Annotated in this window: 14 protein-coding genes; 3 read left to right on the plus strand and 11 right to left on the minus strand. The window is 56.9% G+C overall.

What is annotated here, in order from left to right; translation table 11 throughout:
• Window positions 1–11 precede the first annotated feature (11 nt).
• Both KF947_RS08370 and KF947_RS08375 read right to left on the minus strand, forming a co-directional pair.
• On the minus strand, window positions 12–653 hold the full coding sequence (locus KF947_RS08370) for an amino acid ABC transporter permease (RefSeq protein WP_022521643.1): 642 nt from the start codon (window positions 651–653) through the stop codon (window positions 12–14).
• A gap of 65 nt (window positions 654–718) precedes the next feature.
• Window positions 719–1,576, minus strand: a complete 858-nt coding sequence (locus tag KF947_RS08375; RefSeq protein ID WP_227405951.1) for a transporter substrate-binding domain-containing protein — start codon at window positions 1,574–1,576, stop codon at window positions 719–721.
• 270 nt (window positions 1,577–1,846) lie between these two features.
• On the opposite strand from KF947_RS08375, the gene KF947_RS08380 reads away from it, so the two are divergent.
• On the plus strand, window positions 1,847–3,376 hold the full coding sequence (locus tag KF947_RS08380; RefSeq protein ID WP_227405952.1) for a PLP-dependent aminotransferase family protein: 1,530 nt from the start codon (window positions 1,847–1,849) through the stop codon (window positions 3,374–3,376).
• An 8-nt stretch (window positions 3,377–3,384) separates the two neighbouring features.
• Here KF947_RS08380 and KF947_RS08385 read toward each other — a convergent pair whose 3' ends face one another.
• On the minus strand, window positions 3,385–4,731 hold the full coding sequence (locus KF947_RS08385) for an aspartate aminotransferase family protein (protein ID WP_227405953.1): 1,347 nt from the start codon (window positions 4,729–4,731) through the stop codon (window positions 3,385–3,387).
• Between the two features lie 247 nt (window positions 4,732–4,978).
• Between KF947_RS08385 and KF947_RS08390 the strand changes: the two genes are divergently transcribed.
• Window positions 4,979–5,740, plus strand: coding sequence for an SDR family NAD(P)-dependent oxidoreductase (locus KF947_RS08390; protein WP_227405954.1), 762 nt, complete (start codon window positions 4,979–4,981; stop codon window positions 5,738–5,740).
• A gap of 303 nt (window positions 5,741–6,043) precedes the next feature.
• Here KF947_RS08390 and KF947_RS08395 read toward each other — a convergent pair whose 3' ends face one another.
• Entirely contained in the window at window positions 6,044–9,118 is a 3,075-nt protein-coding gene (locus KF947_RS08395) for an efflux RND transporter permease subunit (RefSeq protein WP_227405955.1), read from the minus strand.
• Window positions 9,105–10,265, minus strand: coding sequence for an efflux RND transporter periplasmic adaptor subunit (locus KF947_RS08400; RefSeq protein ID WP_227405956.1), 1,161 nt, complete (start codon window positions 10,263–10,265; stop codon window positions 9,105–9,107). The genes KF947_RS08395 and KF947_RS08400 overlap by 14 nt, the downstream gene beginning before the upstream one ends.
• Window positions 10,266–10,366: 101 nt before the next feature.
• Between KF947_RS08400 and KF947_RS08405 the strand changes: the two genes are divergently transcribed.
• Entirely contained in the window at window positions 10,367–11,035 is a 669-nt protein-coding gene (locus KF947_RS08405; RefSeq protein WP_223288464.1) for a TetR/AcrR family transcriptional regulator, read from the plus strand.
• A 13-nt stretch (window positions 11,036–11,048) separates the two neighbouring features.
• Here the strand turns inward: KF947_RS08405 and KF947_RS08410 are convergent, their stop codons facing one another.
• The 6 genes from KF947_RS08410 to denD form a co-directional block, all read right to left on the minus strand.
• Entirely contained in the window at window positions 11,049–11,921 is an 873-nt protein-coding gene (locus tag KF947_RS08410) for an NAD(P)-dependent oxidoreductase (protein WP_223288577.1), read from the minus strand.
• Window positions 11,922–11,992: 71 nt separating this feature from the next.
• Complete coding sequence (locus KF947_RS08415) at window positions 11,993–13,453, minus strand: aldehyde dehydrogenase family protein (protein ID WP_227405957.1); 1,461 nt, start codon at window positions 13,451–13,453, stop codon at window positions 11,993–11,995.
• A 50-nt stretch (window positions 13,454–13,503) separates the two neighbouring features.
• Window positions 13,504–14,781, minus strand: coding sequence for a TRAP transporter large permease (locus KF947_RS08420; protein WP_227405958.1), 1,278 nt, complete (start codon window positions 14,779–14,781; stop codon window positions 13,504–13,506).
• Window positions 14,778–15,341 (minus strand): TRAP transporter small permease, encoded by a 564-nt coding sequence (locus KF947_RS08425; protein ID WP_133731468.1) that lies wholly within the window; start codon window positions 15,339–15,341, stop codon window positions 14,778–14,780. Before KF947_RS08425 ends, KF947_RS08420 begins: the two co-directional genes overlap by 4 nt.
• Window positions 15,342–15,401: 60 nt before the next feature.
• Window positions 15,402–16,421, minus strand: coding sequence for a TRAP transporter substrate-binding protein (locus tag KF947_RS08430; RefSeq protein WP_133731469.1), 1,020 nt, complete (start codon window positions 16,419–16,421; stop codon window positions 15,402–15,404).
• A 109-nt stretch (window positions 16,422–16,530) separates the two neighbouring features.
• Complete coding sequence (denD, locus tag KF947_RS08435) at window positions 16,531–17,493, minus strand: D-erythronate dehydrogenase (protein ID WP_227405959.1); 963 nt, start codon at window positions 17,491–17,493, stop codon at window positions 16,531–16,533.
• Between the last annotated feature and the right edge of the window lie 38 nt (window positions 17,494–17,531).

Below are 17,531 nucleotides of genomic sequence, written 5' to 3' on the forward strand. Positions count from 1 at the left end.
AAACGACCACCTTAGACGGCCAGCCGGCTGGCTTTGCGCTCAGCCACACGTTGAAACCACACCAACAGACTGATAATCAGCATATACAGCGCCGCAGCCGCTAAAATGGGTGGCAGTGGGTCGTAGGTAACCGCTGAAATACGGTTGGTCACACGGGTAAGGTCGACCACGCCGATGACGGCAATGGCGGGACTGCCTTTGATTAGGAACGACATCTCGTTGACCAAGCCCGGCAGGCTGGTAATGGTAATTTGTGGCAGCATAATGCGGCGGAAATAGACCCATGGGGTCATGCCAATCGCCAGGGCCGCTTCACGCTGCTCTTTGGAGAAGTTGTTAAAGGCAGAGCGCCAGATTTCAGCGTTAAAAGCAGTGGTATTGAGGGTTAACGCGATAATACCGGCCACATTGCGGTTGAGATTAACGCCCATGGTCGGTGCGGTTAGGAATATAAACAGCACCAGCGTTACCAGTGGCGTGGCCCTTGCCAGGCTGATGTAAACGCCTAGCAGTTGATGCAGAACGGGGATTTTGGCCACTCTTAACAAGGCAATCAGCAATCCCATTACCACACCGATGGCAATGGATATGCCGGATATCCAAAGCGTTGTCCAGGCGCCCTGGATGAGAAGCCCCCATGCGCTACTGTCCATGCTCACCCCCTAATTCGCGATAAGAAAACCGCCGCCCAGGCTGGGCGGCAGGCGAATGTGATGGCTTACATACCGGCCATTTCGTGGAACTCTTCCACTGAGGTGATAGGGGTTGTCGGCAGGTCATCAAAGGACTCGCCAAACCACTTTTCCTGCAGCTCGGCTAGGCGGCCAGAATCACGTAGGTGGCTCATAAAGTCGGTGATATAGGTCAGCAGTTCTGGACTGTCTTTAGGCATCGGCCAGGCCACGAAACCTGGGCCGGAAACGGCTTGACCCGCTTCAAATACATCAGGCCGCTCACGGATCAGGTCATTAACTGGCACGATGGAGTTGATGACGTAATCAACACGACCGTTGGCCAGGTCAGCGTAGATTTCTGGATAGGCCTCATACTGCATCACTTCGCCCAGCTCGCCACCGCTCTCTTCCAGCATTACCTCCAGCTCTGGCAGGCGCGATAGCAGAGCACTGCCCGCTTGAACCCCCAGCGTCATGCCGCTTAAATCTTCGACGCTGTTGATACGGTCATCGCCCGCGCGCTTGATGTAGAAGTGTTGGGCAGAGGCAAACGGCGGCGCGTAGTTAAACACCCGCAGGCGTTCGTCGGTCACCGACGCGCCGGTAAGTGCCATATCGTATTGGCCCGATGAAACCGACGCCAATAGCCCCGTCCAAGGCAAAATATCCTGGCGGACTTCGAAGTCAGCGTACTCTTCCAGTTCAATCAAGATGTCTTTGATAAAGCCATCCGGGTCGCTGCCACTCATAAAGTTAAACGGCGCGTAGTTATCTTCGGTGGCCACGCTCATATAGCCACGGCTCTCTATTTCGTCTAAATCCGCAGCGGAAACGGTCAATGAAGCACTTAACGCAAGTGCGCCAAGATTTAATGCGGAAGCTAAGGCAGTTATTTTTTTCATCGTCCGATATCCCCTAAGTTTTTGAAAATAGGTTTTCAAAAATACGCTTTTAGAAAAATACGTTTCAAAAAAGCAGTCAAAACATCGCTCGCCTTTGCGTTTGCAGTGGGTCTGCAAACAGTTGGGCGATATGCAGAAGCTGACTTCACCCTAGATTTTTATCCTCTCAGCGATTAGAGCCAGTTAGCGCAAATTAAAAGGACAGTTACCGCTAGCCATTGCCGACATGAGAACTGGCACGAAAGATGCTTCCGTTAGAGAGGTGCTTGAGTGAATGAGCTATACAGCCAGGATTTTGAAGAGGAGATGTGCATGACAACGCTGTGTCTTGAGGTCGACCCTAACGCTGGCCCGTGCCTGCAAGAACAGCTACGCAAAACGCTGCTGGAAGCGATTCGCATGGGGAGTTTACCTAGCGAAGATGCGCTGCCCTCCTGCCGCAAGCTTTCGCAACAGCTGGGTATTTCGCGTAATACGGTGGCGATCGTTTATGAAAAACTGGTCGAAGATGGTTATCTGATTAGTCGCCCAAGAAGTGGGTATTTTTTGCACCCTGACTATAACGAGGGGCATTCCCCATTAACGTCGCACTTATCAGGGTTACCTGAGCTAAATGACGACGCGACAACCGCACTAAATTGGCGCAAGCGGATTATTCAGCGCCCTACAGACTTCCAAGGCATCCTCAAACCCAGTAACTGGTCAGAATATGCCTATCCATTTATTTACGGCCAGTTAGATACGCGACTCTTTCCGTTAGCCCAATGGCACGATGTTTCTCGGCGCTTATTGAGTTCGCAACGCGATAAACCCTGGCTGCGCGACCGTATTGACCAGGACGACCCGCTCCTGATTGAGCAATTGCGCAAACGTATTTTGCCGCGCCGGGGAATTTTTGCTCGCTCAGAAGAGATTTTGATTACCATGGGAACGCAAAATGCGCTCTATCTGATCGCACAACTGCTCTGCCATCGGGGCACCCGCGTAGCCCTGGAATCTCCCGGTTACCGCGAGGCAATGAATGTATTTGCCCAGCGCGGCGCCAGCCTGCAATTCCAAACCATGGATACGCAAGGCATGCGCCTTGAGGGGTCTCAGCAGTGTGACTATCTGTACGTCATGCCCAGTCATCAGGTGCCCACAGGGGTGACCATGAGCCGCGAGCGGCGCGAGGCATTGCTGGCCCAGCTACCCCATCGCGACCAAATCGTGATTGAGGATGACTACGACGCTGAGATTCATGGCGACCAGTTCGCGCTGCCAGCGCTCAAAGCCAGTGCCCAGAGCGCGCGAATCATCTACATGGGCAGTTTATCCAAAGCACTCTCGCCGGGGCTGCGCATGGGTTATGTAGTAGCCGATGCCGAAGTGATCGACGAGCTGCGAGCGCTGCGCCGCATGATGTACCGACACCCACCCGCCGCGTTACAACACCAGCTGGCACAGTTTATTTCTCAAGGCTATTACGAGCGCTACCTCAAACTTCACGTAGAGGAGATCGACCGGCGGCGGGACGCGATGCGCATTGCCATTGATCAGGCCTTGCCCGGCTGCCTCAGCCATAGCAGCAATCGCTCCAGCGCCTTCTGGATGGAAGCGGATGCTAGCATCGATACTCAGCGGCTAGCCTGGCATGCCGCACAGCGGGGTGTGCTGATTGAACCCGGCTTCCAGCACTTCTTCGATGCCGCCCCGCCGCGGCGCTTTTTCCGCTTAGGGTTTGGTGCGATTGAAAGAGAGCGTATCGACCCAGGCATACAGCGCCTGGGCCTCGCCTACGATAACGCCCTGAGTACTTAACCTATCATCTAGCGTGATGCCGTATAGTTGTTCAACACGCGATCTAAGATGGCTAATCCCTCCTCTACTTCAGCGGCCGTTATGATACACGGCGGCACCACATGGAGGCGGTTCTCTACGGTAAAGACCAGCAGCCCGTTTTCCATTAATTGCTGCTTGAGTTTTAATACTTCCGCTCCTGGCAGTGGCGTTTTGTAAACCGGGTCGCTGACAAGCTCCAAAGCATGAAACACACCAACACCCCGCCAATCACCGATGATGGCATAGCGCTCGGCAAGCTGTTGCAAGCCTGCGGCTAACGGGCCATTACCCACCGCGTCAGCGTTTTCAACCACGCCCTCAGCTTCCATCGCATCCAGGGTCGCGACTATCGCCGCCATTGCCAGCGGGTGGCCGGAATATGTTAGGCCGCCGACAAAAAAGTGGTCATCGAAATAGCGTGAGATGGGTTCAGAGATAATCACGCCCCCGGCGGGTACATAGCCCGAGTTCACCCCTTTGGCGAAAACGATTAAGTCCGGCGCCATATCGTAATGCTCAAAGGCGAACCAGCGCCCCGTGCGACCGAAGCCAGCCATCACTTCATCGAGAATCAGTACAATACCGAACTCATCGGCGAGTTTTCTAACCCCCTGAAGATACGCCTTCGGGGGTAACAGCACGCCAGCAGTACCGGGAATGGTTTCCAACAGGATGGCCGCGACCGCATTAGCACCTTCGCACTCAATCACCCGGCGCAGGTGTTGCAGCGCCCGATCACACTCCTCCTCTTCATTGCGTGCCCAAAACTCGCTGCGATAGAGGTAAGGGTTGAAGAAGTGCACGTGGCCGCTGGCATACTCGTTGGGCACACGCCGCCAATCGCCGGTGGCGGCAATCGCTGAACCGGTATTGCCGTGATAGGAGCGGTAGGCGGAAAGGATTTTGCTTCGCCCGGTATAAAGACGCGCCATGCGAATAGCATTTTCATTGGCATCCGCGCCCGCATTGGTGAAGAACACCTTACTAAACCCAGCGGGCGCCTTAGCGATAATACGTTTGGCCGCTTCGCCCCGGGCTAGGTTGGCATGGGCTGGGGCAATGGTACACAGGCTTGCGGCCTGGGCTTGAATCGCGCTTACCACCTTGGGGTGCTGATGGCCAATATTGGTATTGACTAACTGGCTACTAAAATCCAGATACGAGCGCCCCACATAGTCCCACACGCGACACCCTTCAGCCCCTGCAATCACCATAGGGTCTAAACTGCCTTGCTGGGCCCAGGAGTGGAACACATACTGGCGGTCTAAGGTGTGTACATAAGTATTATCCACACCGCTTTCGGGTGGATGTGAAGCGGCAATATTGGTATTCATAGCAAGCACCCTAATTAATCCATTAAGAAAAAGCGTGCTTGCCAGCCTAGTGAGTCAACCGGTTAGGCTGTAGGGCCAGTCGTTACGTGCCAACGGGACAGGCGCATTGGAAAACAGCGATGTCACAGTAACAGGCACGAACTGGCCCTAAAGGCTTGAACCAGCGTTGCTTACAGTGATGTAAGAACGCGCCCATCGCCTTTAATTATTTGCCTTTAAATAGCTTGAATAACGTGGAGAGATTGCAATGCCTAGCGTACTTATTACCGGAGCGACGTCAGGGTTTGGCAAAGCGGCTGCCCAGCGCTTTGCCAAAGCGGGCTGGTCATTGATTTTAACCGGGCGACGCGTAGAGCGCCTCAAAGCACTTGAGGAGGAGCTTTCCAAGCAGGTGCCCGTGCTAACACTGGCGCTGGATGTCCGTGACAGTGACGCGGTAACAGCGGCGATTAGTGATCTGCCAGAGGAGTTTCTGCCGCTCACCTGCCTGATTAATAATGCAGGGTTAGCGTTAGCACCGGAACCGGCGCAAAAGGTGGCGCTGGAGGATTGGCACACCATGATCGACACCAATATCACCGGGTTGGTCAATGTGACACACGCGGCGCTGCCGCTGCTGCTGAAAACCGGTAAAGGCGCGAGTATTCTCAATCTCGGCTCGGTGGCGGGTCAGTGGCCGTATCCAGGCGGGCATGTGTATGGCGCATCGAAAGCCTTTGTTCAACAGTTCAGCTATAACCTGCGCTGTGATCTATTAGGTACTGGCGTGCGGGTCACTGATCTAGCGCCCGGCATGGCAGAAACCGAGTTCACGTTGGTCAGAACGAAAGGCGACCAGGCCGCTTCGGATGCACTTTACCGGGGTACGACGCCACTTCAAGCGGAAGATATTGCCGAGCAGCTTTACTACTTGGCCACGCTGCCCGCCCATATCAACATCAATCGTTTGGAAATTATGACCGTTCGTCAGGCATGGTCAGCGTTTGCTATAGATCGCGACCCGGCTTAAGCCTGCTTCGCCGGGTTTAATCAGCTATAGGCTAAAACCACCAAAACGTTCAAGCTGCCAACCTGAGGAGGCTAAGGGCAGCTTGACTAGTGGGAGGGAGCTTTAGCTCGTGATGATAGGGGCACCGTTGCCCCGGCAGTCTAAGGGCGGCTATCGCCGCCGTCGCCCAATCAATTGGCCTCCCACATGGGCTTTTCGCCACGCGATAAACCGCTGTAGCCGTCGGTTATGACGGTTGTTTTTGACCGATTGTTGATACGGTCTATTGACTCATCCTGGTAAAATAGTTGTGCGCTTATGGTGCTAAACGTCAGCAGGTCTCGATACCCATAGCCGATAAAGGGCGGGGGTAAAGAAAAACGACACCAGCGTCGCTAAGAGTAGTCCAAAACCAACGGTTTGCGCGAACGGGGGCCATAGCCCGCCGGTAGCCAACATCAGCGGAATTAAGCCTGCAAAGGTAGTGACCGTGGTCGAAACGATATGCCGGCTGGTGGGGCCACTGATCACCGCTAGCATGGCATCGATATCGCCTCGGCGGGCGGCTTCATCGTCATCAAAGGCGGCAATAATGATAATGGTGGCATTAATCGCTACCCCTACCAGCCCCATAATGCCGACGATAATCACAAAGCCAAACGCATGTCCGCTTAGTAGCAGCGCCACAATGCCCATACCCATCGCCTGGGCGCCGGCAATAAATACGATGGCGGCACGGCGGAAAGAGTTAAATGCCAATACCACGGTGGCCACCATGGCGATGACCAACAGCACCACCGAGGCAAGCAACTTGCCCACGGCTTCATCTCGCTCGGCGGCTTCACCACCGGTTTCGATTCGGTAACCTGGAGGCAATTGAAACGCTCCCGACGCCAACGCCGCCTGAACCTTGGCATCCAGCTGGGCCATGGAGACCGCCGGAAGAGCGTCGGCCACCAGGTACCCTTGTACCAACTGCACCCTCTCCGCGTTACGCCGGGTAATCACGCTCCAGGCAGGCGTGAGCGACACCTCTGCCACCGCCGCCAGTGGCAGGCCCTCAGCCACTTGGTCGCTGACCAAGCGTAGCGCCGCCAGCTGTTCAGCGTTAGTACGCCACTCATCGGCGTAGCGCACCCGCACCGGCAGTTGCTGGGTGTCCTCCAGCAGCATGCCGGCCGATTGCCCCGAGAGCGCGGCCCCCACTTGTTCCGCTAGCCGCTGCGGCGTTAGCCCCACATCACTCAGTGCGGTGTGGTCGATATCCAGGGTTAACCTGGGCAAATCACGCTGCATGCCAGCGCGCACATGGGTCACCTGAGGCAGTTGATGCATTAGGCCCGCTAGCTCAAGGCCCAGCGATGAAAGCACTGCTAAGTCATCACCATAGACACGTAGTTCAATGGGGGCTTTAAACGGCGGCCCCTGCTCATACTTGCGCACTACGCTTTGGGCCTGGGGGAAACGCCGATCGAGCGCCTGCTGTAAGGCGGGCACCCGTTGGTTAGTGATTTGTAAAGACGCTGTGTCCACAATCAGGTGCAAAAATGCCGGGTTGTTATCCTCATTGGTAAGCACGTTGTAGTACATCATTGGCGCGCTTTCACCTACAAACGCCGAGACGCGGGCGATGCCCGGCAGCTCACGAATCATGGCATCGACTTCATGGGCCAGTGCTTCGGTGTTGGCCATACTGCTGGCGGGGGGCAGGCGCACCTCAATGTGAAACTGGTCGCGGTCGGCAGGAGGAAAAAACGCCACGTCCAGCGTGGGCATCAACGCCATGCCACCCACTGGCACGCACAGGGTGATGATCATGGCGGCCCAGGGGTGACGCAGCGCGCTGCGTACCGTACGGCGGAAGCCGCGCTTGAGCATGCCACTGACGCCGTTATTTCGAGGCGCTGGTGGTTTATCAGCGACCCTGGCTAACAGCATGGGTGACAGCGCAGGCACCAGCAGCAACGAAACCAGATAAGAACTTACCAGCGCGACCATCACCGCCATGGCCAGGGGCCCTACGAATTCCCCCGCTGGGCCAGGCATCAACACAATCGGCATAAACGCCAATATGGTGGTTAAGGTGCTGGCCAGCAGCGGCACCGCTAAGTGGCGCAGCGTGTCCCGGGTAGCCGCAAGCGCTGAATCACCTTTCAAAAAACGCTCGCGCAGGGCGTTGGTCATCACAATGGCATTGTCGACCATTAGCCCCAGCGCCACGATAATGCCGGTAATGCTCATCTGGTGGATATCGATACCCAGCGGCTTGAAGAACGCCAGGGTGAGCAGGGCCGTGGCGGGAATCGCCAACCCCACCGTCACCGCCGAGCGCCAGCCCATGGTCAGAAATAGAATCGCCACCACCAGCACTAGCCCAATCAGTAGACTGCCAGCCACGTCACTTAAGCGCTGGTTGGTGTAACTGGCCTGCTCGAAAACCTCTTCAACCGCGATACCGACAGGCAACTCATCGGCGAACACCGCCAACTGCTGCTGGGCTTTCTCCACCCAGCTATCAATTCGCTGACCGGGTGCCATGCGTGCGCCGACATACACCGCTCGTTCGCCGTTAAGCAGTGCCACCGCGGCTGGCGGGTCTTGCACGCCCCGGCGTAGCTCAGCCAACTCGCCAAGTCTTACGGTGTGCCCCTGCCGAGTTGCCACTTCTATCTCGCGCAGCCTATCGAGCGCATCAAACTCACCGCTTAGCCCCACCGTCAGCCGGTGGCCGTCGGTGACCACTTCACCTGCGGTACGTCGTCCATCGCTTGCCTCAATCGTGGCCGCTAATTGCCCTACGGAGAGCCCCAAGGCGTTCAGTTCAAGCGGGTTAACCCTTACCTCTACCTGCTCCCCCGCCACGCCAAAGCGGTGGGTATACTCCGTGCCAGGGACGTTTCTAAACGCTGCTTCCAAGCGCTCGGCGTAGCGCTCCATCAGTTGGGCATTGGGTGGGGAGTCGAGTGTCCAGCGCAGTGCGGCCACGATGCTAAAGGCGTAGCCTCGATCATCCAGCAGCTCCGGCGTTTGCACGCCGTCAGGCAGTGTCGGGGCGACATCAGCCAGCTTGTCACGTACGCGGCTCCACACCGGCGTCACGTTAGTCACTTCGTCCTCAAGCTCAAGGCTAATCACCGCAATGCCTTGGCGTGAGGTGGATTCCAGCACGTTAATCTCAGCGATAGTGCGCAGCTCATCCTCAATGGGACGCGCCACTAACGCTTCGACCTGCTCCGGGGTCGCACCAGGAAAAGGCGCCAGCACGGTGGCCATGCGCGCCACTAAATGGGGGTCTTCCGCGCGTGGCAGCGTTTGAATGGCCGACAGCCCAGCGACAATGAGAAGGCCCAGGGCGAGCGCTAACAGTCGACGGTTAAATAACCACTCAAGGCGCTTCATGGGTCACTTCCTCGCTTAGCGTGACCTGCTGGCCCGGCGTTACACGGTGGGTACCACCGGTAATCAGCCGCATGCCCGGCGCCAGCGTGCCGCGCACAAAGGCTTGGTCGCCTTCGCTATGCAGTAGCTCTACGCTGGCCTGGGCCACACGGTAGTGATCGTTCTCTAACGGCTCGGCCACCAATACGTTCCACAGGCCACGGTCAGCGGCTTGTAGAGAATCCAACGGCACCCAGTAGCCGTTTGCGGGCTCTGTGATCGTGTAACGCAGTTCGGCCAGATCGCCGGGCACGGCGTGGTCTGGGGCTTCCAGTGACACCACCAGCGTCTGGGTGCGGCTGTCGCTATCAACTTGAGGGAGCCGGGCACGTACCTCGCCGCTGACGTCCTCACCATTCACCATCAGCTCAACGGCCTCATTAGGAGCAAACGTCGCGGCCAGCGCTGCGGGTAGGCCAAGATGCGCTTCTAACTGCTCGACGTCGATAAGATCGAAAGCGGTAGTGCCGCTACTCACCAAGCTGCCGACACTGATATGGCGCTCAATCACTCGCCCCGCAAAGGGCGCTTTTAACGTGCTGTCATCCAAATCGGCGGTAAGGCTATCGCGCTCGGCTGCTAGCGCCGCCAGGCGAGCCTGGAGGGTGAGTCGATCTGTCCGGGCCTGATCCAGCGCCGTGCGGCTGGCAAAGTTATTCTGGTTGAGCTGTGCTTCACGCTCCTCCTGGCGCTGAGCCAGGGCGAGGCTGGCACGAGCTTCTTCACTGCGTGCAGCTACCTCCGCTAAGCGGCTTTCCAATCGGCGGGTATCCAGCGTGGCAAGCACATCCCCCTGTTCAACCGCATCGCCTCTGTCTACTGATACAGCACTAACCCGCCCCGCGGGTTCGAACGCCAGCGATACCGACTGGCGCGCCACCACACGACCGGTTAAGCGCACATCTCGCTGCAGTTGCTCGGCTTGCTCCAGGGCCACTGTCGCCACCTGGAGCAGGGCGTTATCAGAGCCTTGCTCGTGGGCCTGCTGAGCACTGCTGTGCTGGCTGGAGAGGAAAGACACCGCCGCCAGTGTGGCACCTAGCATCAACAGCACCGCCAGCGTGCCGCCCAGTCGGAGGCGCCAAGAAGACGCTAATAACCTACCCATAATGGCCTCGAAATGGTTTATTCTTGAACGATACCGTTCACTATAATATTTGTACGCGTACGTTCAATATTTATTTGCTCGATGAGCATGGATTGCATCGCATGACAGATTTTCAACCTACATCGCCTCAACCAAAGCGCCGCGCTGGCCGCCCCAAGGATATGGCTAAACGGAATGCCATGATGGATGCGGCGGCGTGTCTGTTTTTCCGCCACGGCTTAGAGGGGGTAACGATGGAAGCCGTTGCCCGAGAAGCGGGGGTTTCCAAAGTTACAGTCTACGGCCACTTTGTGACCAAAGAGGCACTGTTTGGCAGTGTGATACGCCGCGAAACTGAGACCATCCGCAACGGATTAAATAAGCTGCCCGACACCCACGAGGCAGTGCGCCAATCGCTGATTGAGGTCGGCATTAGCCTAGTACGCTTTTTATTAGAGCCCCAGGTGCTGGCGGTTGAGCGAGCAATGAGCGCCCAGGGCGAGCAGTACCCGGAGCTGTTAAAGGCTTATTTCGAGGCAGGCCCCTGGGCCATGCAACAATGGCTACAGGAAAAGCTAGAAAGACTGGCCAACGCCGGGCATTTAACGCTTGGTGCGCACACCCTTGCCGCCGACCAACTGTGCAGCATGTGGCAAGGTATGCTGGTCACAGAAGTCAGCATGGGTGTACGTCAATCGCCCAGCGATGAGGAGCTTCACCGCCAGATCAGTAGCGCCGTGGATGTGTTTTTGGCGGCGTATGGAAAGGCCAGTAGAGATAACAACGGTTGAGTCATTCTCTACCTTAACGCCGCTCAAGCACACCGATTAGCGCGGGTATTGGAAGGCTTTGATCTTCAACCGATGTATACAGGTTGTGAACGGCTTCGGCGATACCTCCCTCTACGGCGAGATCTTCGGTCATGGTGTGGTAATAACCCAGGTCTTTGCTGGCATTGGCAACGCTAAACTTAAACCCTGAAGGGTCATTGTCAGCGATGTAGGGGCGTAGCCGCTCGAGCACGACCCCACCACCGCCACCGGCTCCCAGTACCTCTAGCAATGCACTATCACTGATACCCGCTTTGCGAGATGCAGCCGTGGCCTCAGCCAATACGGCCGAAAAGCCCAAAGAGACAAAGTTATGCAGCAGCTTAAGGGTGTGCCCCGCGCCAACATCGCCCGCATGGGCAATGTTTTCAGCAAAGCTCTGCAGTAGTGGCAGCGTTTCATCAAACAGCGCCTTCGGCGCGCCGACGATCAAGTTAAGCCGCCCCTCAGCTGCCTCTTTGGGGGTGCGCGTCATGGCGGCATCCATAAAGCGCCCGCCCGCAGCAGTCACGCGAGCAGCGACTTTTTCGGTTGAGCTGGGCAGCGCGGTGGAGCAATCCACCACGACACAACCGGGCTTTAACCCCGCTAATACGCCGTTGGATTCAAACAGTACGGCTTCTACTTGAGGCGAGCCGGTGACGCACAGAATCACCACCTCAGCGCTCTGGGCCACCTCCCGTCCTGTATTCAGCGCGCTGGCACCGGCTGCCAGTAGGTCATCTGCTGGCTGGTTACCGGAGTGATTCAGAAAGCTAACCTGATGGCCTGCGCGTAGGAGACTGCTGGCGATCCCATGACCCATCAGGCCGACGCCGACGAGACCTACCTGGCGAGATGTTTTCATTGCGGTTGTCGTTGCTGTTGTCATTGTTAGCGCTCCATTTGTATGCACCGGCCATTCTTGTGAAATAGGTGCTAGTCGTGCTTGATCGCCACTGTTTTGATTCGTGTGTAGCTTCGCAGGCCCTCAAAGCCTTTTTCCCGACCGTGCCCGGAACGGCCAACGCCACCAAATGGTAGCTCTACACCGCCGGCGGCGCCGTAGTTATTGATGAATACCTGACCGCTGCGAATCCCTTTGGCCAAACGGAGCTGAGGGCCGCCATCGCGCGTCCAAATACCGGCACAGAGGCCAAAATCGGTGGCATTAGCCAGCGCCAGCGCTTCCGCTTCGTCCTCAAACACCTGCACCACCAGCACTGGGCCAAACAACTCTTCTTGAAGCACTTCATGCCCTTCGGGAATATCGGTGAGTAGTTGAGGCACTACGAAGTGGCCACCACTTGGCGCGCTTGCCGCTAATTGGCCTTTTGCCGCCACGCGAATACCGTCAGCTTCGGCGGCCGCCAAGCGCGCTTCCAGCTTGGCTTTTTGACGTGCATTGATCAGTGGGCCGCAGTCAGCGTCCGCTTCGCCGGCATCACAGCGCAGGGCAGCGAAGCGCTCGCAGAGGTTAGCGACTACGCTTTCAGCGATCTCCCGCTGCACCAGCAAACGGCTGCCTGCGGAGCAGGTCTGCCCGGCATTCTGGATAATCCCGCGCACTACTGCGGGCAGCGCGGCATCAAGATCCGCATCTGCAAACACTAACTGAGGAGATTTGCCGCCAAGTTCCAGGGTGACGGGTACATGGTGCTGCGCGGCCGCCTGGGCGACACGGGTGCCGGTCTCTGGCGAGCCGGTAAAGGAGAGATGATCAATATTTGGGTGGGCAGCAAGGGCAGCGCCCGCTTCAGTACCAAGCCCTGGCACCACATTGAGTGCACCCGCCGGAAGGCCATGATCCACTGCCAGTTCCGCTAAACGTAGCACGCTCAAACAGGCATCCTCTGCAGGCTTGAGCACAACGGTATTACCCGCGGCCAACGCCGCGGCCACACAGCGCCCGAAGATCTGCGATGGATAGTTCCAGGGAATAATTTGCGCACACACGCCGTAGGGCTCACGCAAAGTCATGACCGCGAAGTCTGTCTCAAAGGGGATGGTTTCACCGTGAAGTTTATCCGCCGCCCCGCCATAGAAACGAAAGTAGCGTGCGCAGGCACCAATATCGCCCCTGGCTTGAGTCATGGGCTTCCCGGTATCAGCACACTCAAGCTGTGCCAGTTGCTCGTGATGCGCCTCGATAATATTTGCAAAGCGTAGCAACCATTCGCTGCGCTGCCTTGCAGACCACCGGGCCCACTCGCCTAGCTGGCCAGAAAAGGCCCGCCGTGCGGCCTGTACCGCCGCCGCTACGTCGTCTACTTGGCAACGGGCAATACGGGTCAGCGGTTCGCCACTGGCTGGGGCTTCCACCTGTAGCGTTGTGGTGGTGTTCACCCACTCTCCAGCCACCAGCGCCTGCTGCGGTGGCAACGTTAATGCATCTGGCATATCGCACTCCTCTTATTATGATTGTTTGATTAACGCTAAAAACGGCGGGGTTAACCGTAAAAAGCAGTCACCAGCCCCATGGAAATCCACGGCATATAGGTAATTGCCATCAGGCAGGCCAGCACCACCAGCACAAAGCGCACCAGCCAGGGCAACATTTGATCGATCGATATTTTGGCGACCGCACAGGCAGCAAATAGGTTTACGCCTAGGGGCGGAGTGATCATGCCAAGGGCCAGATTAACCACCATGACTAGGCCAAAATGAACCGGGTGAATACCGAACTGAATAGCGATCGGCGTTAAAATCGGTGCCAACACTAAAATAGCGGCGGAGGTTTCGATAAACATCCCAACAACCAATAGCAGGGCATTGACCACCAACAGAAACATCAGCGGGTCATTGATGGTATTGGTGACCAGAGTGGCAATTTGCGCGGGCAGCCCTGTGCGGCTTAGCAGAAAGCTGAAGAGCGAGGCGGCGGCAATAATCAGCATGACGGCAGCTGTTGAGACAACGCTCTGGCGCATAATCGGCCACAGGTCATCGACCTTCAGTTCACGGTAGTAGAAACCTCCCACGATCAGCGCAAAAAACACGGCCACGGCGGAGGCTTCAGTCGGGGTAAATATCCCGCCATAGATACCGCCGATCACGACCACCGGCATCAGCATCGCCACCCAGGCACGCTTTACCGAGATCATAAAGCCGGTGCTGTCTTTATAGTCGTCCTTGCCGTAACCGCGCACCTTGCAGAACAGGTAGAGAAAGAGTATCAACGCGCTGCCAATCAATATGCCGGGGCCAATGCCGGCGAGGAACAGCTGACCAATGGAGGTATCAGTACTCACGCCATAAAGAATGAGAGGAATCGACGGGGGTATAAGCACGCCCAGCTCAGCGGATGACGCCTGAATGGAGGCAGCCAATGGCTTAGGGTAGCCATGTTTCACCATCGCCGGAATCAGGATGGCGCCAATCGCAAAGGTGGTGGCCACACTGGAGCCTGACACCGCCGCAAACATCATGCAGGTCAGTACGCAGGACATCGCCAAGCCGCCCTGCACCTTCCCCACGATAGATTTGGCTAAGTCCACCAAACGCTGGGAAATTCCCCCTGCGGCCATCAAATTCCCGGCAAGAATAAAAAATGGGATCGCCATCAGCGGAAATTTATCGATGCCGATAAACATCTGCTGCGGCACCAGCAACAGCGGCAAGCGAGTAAAGAATTCGATACCGATAATCGATGCCAGGATAATCGAAATCGCGATCGGCACGCCGAAGGTGAATAGAATGATCAGCGACAGGCCAATAACCATATTCATGACTTCGCCCCTCCTTTATGGAGTTGGCCATCTTCAACCAACGCCTCCTCAGGGGTAATTTCGCTATTCTCCGGCCCCACCTTTTCACGTCCACTGAGCTGCGCTAAAAGTCGAGCTGCAACAGCCACAATGGCAAAACTTGAACCTGTGGGAATCGCCGCATAGGCCCAAGACATCGAAATATTCATTCCCGACATGGTTTGATTGCTCACCCGCATCGTCATTTGGATGCCGTAATGGATCAGCACCCCAAGCACCAGCAGGCAGCACACCACAATGAGCACCTCTAAAAGGGTGAGAAAACGCGCAGGCACCACTTTATAAACGACTTCCACCGCCATCATGTAACCGCCCCGAAAGGTGGCGGCAGCGGCCATAAATACGCACCAGATCATGGCAGCGCGGGAGGCGACTTCCGTCCAGGTAGAGGGGGCGTTAAACACAAAGCGGGTGAGCACCTGATAAAAGCTGAGGGTCACCGATATCGCCAGCATCACCACTGCGATCAGCATTGCAAGCCGGGTTAACTGATGCTCAAAACGAAGAAATACCGCTAGCATAAGAGATCACCATGCCAAAGCAGCCTCCGGCGTTTCCGGAGGCCGAGGAGGGAGAAGCGCTCAGCAACTGCTGGCTTTTTCCTGAATGCGATCCAGCATTTCCGTGCCGTGCTCAGAGGTAAATATCTCGTAGGCGGGCTGAACCGCTTCCTGGAACGGAGCAACATCAACATCAGTTTTTACCGTCATACCGTTCTCTTCCAGCAGCGCCACACCTTCACGCTCTAGCCGCGAGACCTCTTCACGGGTTGCTTCAGCAGATGCGACAGCGGCTTCCCTAAACCAGCCACGCTCTTCGTCACTTAAGCCATCCAGCAGAATCGGCGACCCCAGTACGATAGCTGGCGAGTAGACGTGTCCGGTTAACGAGAGGTAATCCTGAACTTCCCAGAAGTTGGTGGCGACGATGACGGTAATTGGGTTCTCCTGACCATCGACGGTGCCCTGCTGAAGTGCGGTAAACAGTTCCGGGAAGGCCATCGGCGTTGGCCGGGCGCCCATTTGGCGGAATGCTTCCTGATGCACCTCGTTCTCCATGGTGCGCACGCGCAGGCCCTCGGCATCTGCGGGTGTGGCGATTTCTCGCTGGCTATTGGTCAGATGGCGGAAGCCATTTTCTGTCCACGCCAGGCCGATCAAATCGTGATCGCCCATTTTTTCCAGTAGTTCGTCGCCAAGCTCACTATCCAGCACGCAGCGCGCCTGGTCGTAGTTCTCAAACAGGAACGGCAGGTCGAGCACGTAGGTTTCGGGAACGAAATTACCTAGCGGGCCGGTGGAGGTAATCACCACATCGACGGTGCCGATTTGCAGTCCTTCGATCATTTCCCGCTCGCCGCCAAGCGACCCCGAGGTGTGCTCAGTTACCGTAAACTCGCCATCAGACAAACGCTCCAGCGCCTCTTTAAAGGCGTCTGCACCCACTGAGTAGTGAGAGCTGTCAGAAAGGGTGTGGCCCAGGTTCACTTCCGTCGCCGCATGGGCCTGTAGTGCTATACCGACAGTAGCAATACCGCTAATCGCCGCCACCAGGGCATGGCGAGTAATTGTGGGTGTCGTTGTAGAGTGTTGCTTAGTCATTGAAGTGCCCTCTTTATGTTGTTGTGAGGGTGGAGTGTGGAGCGACAAACGCTATTGCTAACGTCGCCCCAGGCTGTTGCCTGCCGCATGCCATGCGGCAGACCGAAACTCACGACGGTTCAGTAACGAATGCATCAATAATCTGTTTAAAGTTGTCATCGCCAACAAAACCCAGCTGTTTGGCTTTCGCGGTGTCAAAACGCGCAGGCCAGCTCGCCACAATGGCTTCAATGCGCGGGTCAGGCTCATGGCGTACCAGCGCAAACGCTTTCTCGCCGGCCACATCGCGCAATGCTGCCAACATTTCAGCCACAGTGACGGTAATGCCCGGCAGCATAAAGGCACGGAAAGGCGCCAGGGCTTCGCGTTGCACCTCCGCACCATGGATCAGCGCCGCCACCACTCTGTCCGGCGACATTACAAACATCGGCAGCTCGGTAGGCACCGGGCAAACCGCCGCCTCGCCATTGAGCGGCTCACGCAGGATACTGGAAGCAAAGCTGGAGGCCGCCGCATTAGGTCGGCCGGGGCGAATCACGATCGTTGGTAGGCGCAGCACTAACCCATCGATGAGCCCACGACGGCTGTAATCATTGATGAGCAGTTCGCACATGGCTTTCTGGGCGCCGTAGGAGTTTTGCGGATGGAGTGCCGTCATATCACCCAGCACCTCCGGTAACTCACCGCCGTAAGCCGCCACCGAGCTGGCCATAATCAAGCGTGTATCGGATAGCTCCTGCTCCCGACAGCCTTCCAGCAGCGCGCGCGTGGCATCAAAGTTAACCCGCATGCCGAGTTCTAAATCGGCCTCTGCTGCGGAGCTGACGACCGCGGCTAAGTGATAAATAACGTCGGGCCGTTGCGCCAGCACGCTATCCAGCGCGCCTGACGCGGTAATATCCAGCGCCACTGATGTCACCTCAACGCTCCCTGCGGCGGGCTGCGGCGCTTCCACTTGGTCAAGGAGCGTTAAGCGGGTAATCGGTTGCTGGCGAAGCTCACCGCGCTCAAGCAATTGCTTGACTAAACGCTGGCCGAGAAACCCGGCTGCACCGGTAATGGCAATATGCATCGTGAGGATCCTGTTGTGGTGTTGTTATTGTTCATTCA

Source organism: Halomonas sp. FeN2, assembly GCF_020595105.1.
Classification (GTDB): Bacteria; Pseudomonadota; Gammaproteobacteria; order Pseudomonadales; family Halomonadaceae; genus Vreelandella; species Vreelandella neptunia.

Coding starts and splice junctions, on each gene's coding strand:
- KF947_RS08370 (WP_022521643.1), bottom strand. CDS start 653: ATGGACAGTAGCGCATGGGGGCTTCTCATCCAGGGCGCCTGGACAACG.
- KF947_RS08375 (WP_227405951.1), bottom strand. CDS start 1,576: ATGAAAAAAATAACTGCCTTAGCTTCCGCATTAAATCTTGGCGCACTT.
- KF947_RS08385 (WP_227405953.1), bottom strand. CDS start 4,731: ATGAATACCAATATTGCCGCTTCACATCCACCCGAAAGCGGTGTGGAT.
- KF947_RS08390 (WP_227405954.1), top strand. CDS start 4,979: ATGCCTAGCGTACTTATTACCGGAGCGACGTCAGGGTTTGGCAAAGCG.
- KF947_RS08395 (WP_227405955.1), bottom strand. CDS start 9,118: ATGAAGCGCCTTGAGTGGTTATTTAACCGTCGACTGTTAGCGCTCGCC.
- KF947_RS08400 (WP_227405956.1), bottom strand. CDS start 10,265: ATGGGTAGGTTATTAGCGTCTTCTTGGCGCCTCCGACTGGGCGGCACG.
- KF947_RS08405 (WP_223288464.1), top strand. CDS start 10,367: ATGACAGATTTTCAACCTACATCGCCTCAACCAAAGCGCCGCGCTGGC.
- KF947_RS08410 (WP_223288577.1), bottom strand. CDS start 11,921: ATGAAAACATCTCGCCAGGTAGGTCTCGTCGGCGTCGGCCTGATGGGT.
- KF947_RS08415 (WP_227405957.1), bottom strand. CDS start 13,453: ATGCCAGATGCATTAACGTTGCCACCGCAGCAGGCGCTGGTGGCTGGA.
- KF947_RS08420 (WP_227405958.1), bottom strand. CDS start 14,781: ATGAATATGGTTATTGGCCTGTCGCTGATCATTCTATTCACCTTCGGC.
- KF947_RS08425 (WP_133731468.1), bottom strand. CDS start 15,341: ATGCTAGCGGTATTTCTTCGTTTTGAGCATCAGTTAACCCGGCTTGCA.
- KF947_RS08430 (WP_133731469.1), bottom strand. CDS start 16,421: ATGACTAAGCAACACTCTACAACGACACCCACAATTACTCGCCATGCC.
- denD (WP_227405959.1), bottom strand. CDS start 17,493: ATGCATATTGCCATTACCGGTGCAGCCGGGTTTCTCGGCCAGCGTTTA.